General features: G+C 71.6%; 3 protein-coding genes and 1 tRNA gene. 3 read left to right on the forward strand and 1 reads right to left on the reverse strand.

Annotation, left to right across the window (positions count from 1 at the left end; all coding sequences use genetic code 11):
• Both ACTWQJ_RS46350 and ACTWQJ_RS46355 read left to right on the forward strand, forming a co-directional pair.
• The coding region (locus ACTWQJ_RS46350; protein ID WP_443312396.1) for a xanthine dehydrogenase family protein molybdopterin-binding subunit at window positions 1-1641 on the forward strand (1641 nt) is incomplete at its 5' end.
• 163 nt (window positions 1642-1804) lie between these two features.
• On the forward strand, window positions 1805-2983 hold the full coding sequence (locus ACTWQJ_RS46355) for an SUKH-4 family immunity protein (protein ID WP_443312397.1): 1179 nt from the start codon (window positions 1805-1807) through the stop codon (window positions 2981-2983).
• A 14-nt stretch (window positions 2984-2997) separates the two neighbouring features.
• Here ACTWQJ_RS46355 and ACTWQJ_RS46360 read toward each other — a convergent pair.
• Window positions 2998-3072, reverse strand: a tRNA-Cys gene (locus ACTWQJ_RS46360).
• A gap of 182 nt (window positions 3073-3254) precedes the next feature.
• Here ACTWQJ_RS46360 and ACTWQJ_RS46365 point away from each other — a divergent pair.
• Complete coding sequence (locus ACTWQJ_RS46365; protein ID WP_443312398.1) at window positions 3255-4700, forward strand: MFS transporter; 1446 nt, start codon at window positions 3255-3257, stop codon at window positions 4698-4700.
• Window positions 4701-4939: the final 239 nt, after the last annotated feature.

Consider the following 4939-nt stretch of genomic DNA (forward strand, 5'->3'; position numbering starts at 1 on the left):
ACCGACCGCGACACCGCCGCCGCCTGCTACGGCCTGGAACCGGAGCGTGTGAAGGTCGTCGTCACCGGTGTGCCCGGCGCCACCGCCGACCGCGAGGACCAGGGCTTCCAACTCCCGCTCGGCCTGCTGGCGTTGAAGACCGGCTGCCCGGTGAAACTGACCGCCACGCGCGAGGAGTCCTTCCTGGGCCACGCGCACCGGCATCCGACCCTGCTCAGGTACCGCCACCACGCGGACGCCGAGGGCAAGCTGGTGAAGGTCGAGGCGCAGATCCTGCTGGACGCGGGCGCGTACGCCGACACCTCCTCGGACGCCCTCGCGGCCGCCGTCTCCTTCGCCTGCGGCCCGTACGTCGTTCCGAACGCCTTCATCGAGGGCTGGGCCGTGCGCACCAACAACCCGCCCTCCGGCCATGTGCGCGGCGAGGGCGCGATGCAGGTGGCCGCCGCCTACGAGGCGCAGATGGACAAGCTGGCGAAGAAGCTGGGCGTCGACCCGGCGGAGCTGCGCCTGCGCAACGTCATGGCGACGGGCGACGTACTCCCCACGGGCCAGACGGTGACGTGCCCGGCTCCTGTCGCGGAACTCCTCCAGGCCGTACGGGACTTCCCCCTGCCGGCCCTGCCCAAGGACACGCCCGAGGACGAGTGGCTGCTGCCCGGCGGCCCCGAGGGCGCGGGCGAACCGGGCGCGGTGCGCCGCGGCGTCGGATACGGCCTCGGCATGGTGCACATGCTCGGCGCGGAGGGCGCCGACGAGGTCTCCACGGCGACGGTGAAGGTCCAGGACGGCGTGGCGACGGTGCTCTGTGCGGCCGTCGAGACCGGCCAGGGCTTCAGCACGCTCGCGCGTCAGATCGTCCAGGAGACGCTGGGCATCGACGAGGTGCACGTGGCCCCCGTGGACACCGACCAGCCCCCGGCCGGCGCGGGCTGCCGCGGCCGCCACACATGGGTGTCGGGCGGTGCGGTGGAGCGGGCGGCGAAGATGGTCCGCACGCAGCTGCTGCAGCCGCTGGCGCACAAGTTCGGCATGTCCACGGAGCTGCTCCAGATCACCGACGGCAAGATCACGTCGTACGACGGAGTTCTGTCGACCACCGTCACCGAGGCGATGGACGGCAAGGAACTGTGGGCGACCGCGCAGTGCCGCCCGCACCCGACCGAACCGCTCGACGCCACCGGCCAGGGCGACGCCTTCGTCGGGCTCGCCTTCTGCGCGATCCGCGCCGTGGTCGACGTCGACATCGAGCTCGGTTCCGTACGGGTGGTGGAGCTGGCGGTCGCCCAGGACGTCGGCCGGGTACTGAACCCGGCGCAGCTCGCGGCCCGTATCGAGGCGGGCGTCACCCAGGGCGTGGGCATCGCCCTCACGGAGAACCTGCGCACCCCGCGCGGAGTGATACGGCATCCCGACCTCACCGGGTACGCCCTGCCGACCGCCCTGGACGCCCCCGACATCCGGATCGTCAAGCTGGTCGAGGAACGCGACGTGGTCGCCCCCTTCGGCGCGAAGGCGGCCAGTGCGGTGCCGGTCGTGGCGTCCCCGGCGGCGATCGCGTCGGCCGTACGCGCCGCGACGGGCCGCCCGGTGAACCGACTGCCGATCCGCCCGCAGGCGGCGGTGGTGACGGCACAGTGACCCGCAGCCGCTGATTCTCCGACGGACGCTGTTCGCTCGCTGTTTGCGCAGGTCGGAGCGATTGTCAGTGGTGCCGCGTAGTGTTCTGGGCAGTGGGGACGGCCGGTGCCGGAAGGCACGGACGACCGGCGTCACCCTGGGGACAACCATGCGCGGGGGAACCATGAGCACCATCGATGCCGCTCCGGCGATGATCACCTTGACGGAGGACGAGCTGGATCCGTACGTCACGCATGCGCCGACGCGCCGCTGGCTGACGGGTCCCGGACTGCCGGGCGACAGCGGGCTGTTGACGTTCGAGGCGTTGCGCAACGACGGCCTGCGCACGGTGGCGGACTCGACGGGCGACCCCGACCGCCTGGCGACCCAGCTGCGCGAACAGCTGGTCATAGGCGGATTCCTGGTCCCCGACGGCCTGGAGGGCGAGTCGGTTCTGCTCGACGGCGCGACGGGCGAGGTCTCGACGACGTACTTCTTCCACGACCGCCCCGACCTGATGGACACCCGCCCGCTCGCTCCGTCGCTGCGGACGCTGGTGCGGTTCGCGTCGACGACGGAGGAACTGGCCCAGCTGCGCGGCCAGTTCGCCGCCTACGCGGGCCGCTTCGGGCCGAAGGTGGTGGCGCAGGCGTCACGGCAACTGCTGGCGGTGTTCGAGGAGGAGACGGGCCCGGACGGTGAAGTGCCGCCGTTCTGGCGGATGGCGGCACTGATCCGCCCCCTCGCCCTGGTGGCGGGCCCGGGTACGGCATCCGGCCTCACCCTCGACCTGCCGGCCCGCCTGCTGGACCAGGAGTTCGGCCCGGGCCGGGTCGCCCGCTTCGAGGACGTCGACTTCCCCGCCACGCTCACCCACGAACCGACCCGCCGCTTCCTGCGCGAGACGGGCCTGCCCGAGGACGGCTTCCTCTTCTCCCTGGACACGGACGTCCCACTGCCGACCCTGACCGAGTACTACGCGGACGAGCGCCCCGGCGACTACCCGACCGAGCAACTCCCCACCCGCGCCGACCACTTGATACGCCTCGGATACCTCATCGAGGACAACAGCCTGGTCGTCGACGGCGCGACGGGCGAGGTGCTGAACTGGAACGAACCCGAGGCGAGGCTGTACGCCCTCAACACGGACGTCTCCACGCTGGCCTTCACCCTCTGGCTGCTGCACCGGGAGAAGGCGATCGACGAGGAGTCGGACCATGAGCTGACGACGGAGGCGTACGACCAGCTGGCGGCGACGATGATCGACGTGCTGCGGCGGGTCGATCCGACGGGAGCCGTCGACCGGTCGGGCTGGCACTACTGGACGGAGCTGTTCCAGGACGAGGCGGGTGGGGTGCTGTGAAAGGGAAGCTGAACTGGAGGCCGTGACCGGATTCGAACCGGCGTAACTCGCTTTGCAGGCGAGCCCCTCAACCACTCGGGCACACGGCCGTGTGATTCGAAGGTAGGGCGGGCTGGCGTGGGCCTCAAGGCAAGCCAGGGTGCTGCAATGGGACTGCCATACGGCGTTCATGAAAGCTCAGGAAGGGGCCGCGGGCCTACGACCATGGGCTGAGACCACCACCGTCTCCTGACAGGGGTCACATCAGGTTGTGCCCCTTACGCTGGCGTACATGGCTGCCCTGGACCCCCGCGACACCGACGTCGCAGACGCCCGCACCGTCCCGTCGGAATCCGACGGCGACAGTGTGCTGAGCCGGTCCTACCGGGCGCTCAGCGTCGGGATCGTCTCCGTGGTGCTGCTGATCGCCTTCGAGGCGACGGCGGTCGGGACCGCGATGCCGGTCGCGGCGCGGGAGCTGGACGGTGTGTCGCTGTACGCGTTCGCGTTCTCGGGCTACTTCACGACCAGCCTGTTCGGGATGGTGCTCGCCGGTCAGTGGTCGGACCGGCGCGGCCCGCTCGGCGCGCTGACCACGGGTATCGCGGCGTTCGCCGCGGGGCTGCTGCTGTCCGGGACCGCGGCTGCGATGTGGCCGTTCATCCTCGGACGGGCGGTGCAGGGGCTCGGCGGCGGGCTGGTGATCGTCGCGCTGTACGTCGTCGTGGGCCGCGCCTACCCGGAGCGGCTGCGGCCGGCGATCATGGCGGCGTTCGCGGCGGCCTGGGTCGTGCCGTCGATCGTGGGACCGCTCGCCTCGGGGACGGTGACCGAACACCTCGGCTGGCGTTGGGTGTTCGTCGGGATCCCGGTGCTCGTCGTCCTTCCGCTGGCACTGGCGCTGCCGCAGATACGACGCCGGGCGTCCGGGGCCGTCGATGACTCGGCGGACGGCGCCTCCTTCGGCCGGCGTCGCATCCGGCTCGCCCTCGGCATCTCCCTCGGCGCCGGGCTGCTGCAGTACGCCGCGCAGGATCTGCGGCCCCTCTCCCTCGTCCCCGGCATCGCGGGTGCCGCCCTCCTCGTGCCGGCGGTGCTCGGGCTGCTCCCGCGTGGGACGTACCGGGCGGCACGCGGGCTGCCGTCCGTGGTGCTGTTGCGCGGGGTCGCCGCGGGGTCCTTCATCGCGGCCGAGTCGTTCGTGCCGCTGATGCTGGTCACCCAGCGGGGGCTGTCGCCGACGCTCGCCGGGTTCTCGCTCGCGGCCGGGGGCGGGACGTGGGCGCTGGGTTCGTGGGTGCAGTCCCGGGCGCGACTGGAGCCGTACCGGGAGCGGCTGATGACGCTCGGGATGGTGCTGGTCGCCGCGGCGATCGCCACCGTGCCGAGCGTGCTCATCGACTCTGTGCCGGTGTGGATCGTGGCCGTCGCCTGGGGTTTCGGCTGCTTCGGGATGGGCCTGGTGATCTCCTCCACCAGCGTCCTGCTGCTCCACCTCTCCGCCCCCGAGGAGGCCGGCACCAACTCCGCTGCTCTTCAGATCTCCGACGGTCTGTCCAATGTGGTCCTCCTCTCGGCGGGCGGCGCGGCCTTCGCGGCCCTGGGCGGCGGCACGGTGAGCCATACGGCTACGGAGGCGTCCGGTTCGCATCCGGCGGCCTTCGCGGCGGTGTTCCTGCCGATGGCGGGGGTGGCGTTGGTGGGGGCGTGGGTGAGTACGCGGTTGCGGGAGCGGTGAGCCGTTAACCGATCGCCGCCGCGTGACCGTGGCCCCTATCCTCCTCGCATATAAGAGCTCACTCTCCGTATCGCTCCGGACCTCCGGCAGGCCCTCGACGACCTCGCGGACGCATGCGGTCGTCGGCCTGAGGAAATTGCCCTGGAAGCCGTACGCCGGCATTTGCACGACGAGGGCAGCCGCGTGCGTTCCACCGCGGAGCGGCTGGCCGCGGCGCATGCCGATCTGCTGAGGAGGTT

This window comes from Streptomyces sp. KR55 (genome assembly GCF_052245645.1).
In the GTDB taxonomy this organism is placed as follows: Bacteria; Actinomycetota; Actinomycetes; order Streptomycetales; family Streptomycetaceae; genus Streptomyces; species Streptomyces flavusporus.

Bases quoted from the DNA above. Each gene is read 5' to 3' on its own strand.
- ACTWQJ_RS46355 (WP_443312397.1), top strand. From the start codon at position 1,805: ATGAGCACCATCGATGCCGCTCCGGCGATGATCACCTTGACGGAGGAC.
- ACTWQJ_RS46365 (WP_443312398.1), top strand. From the start codon at position 3,255: ATGGCTGCCCTGGACCCCCGCGACACCGACGTCGCAGACGCCCGCACC.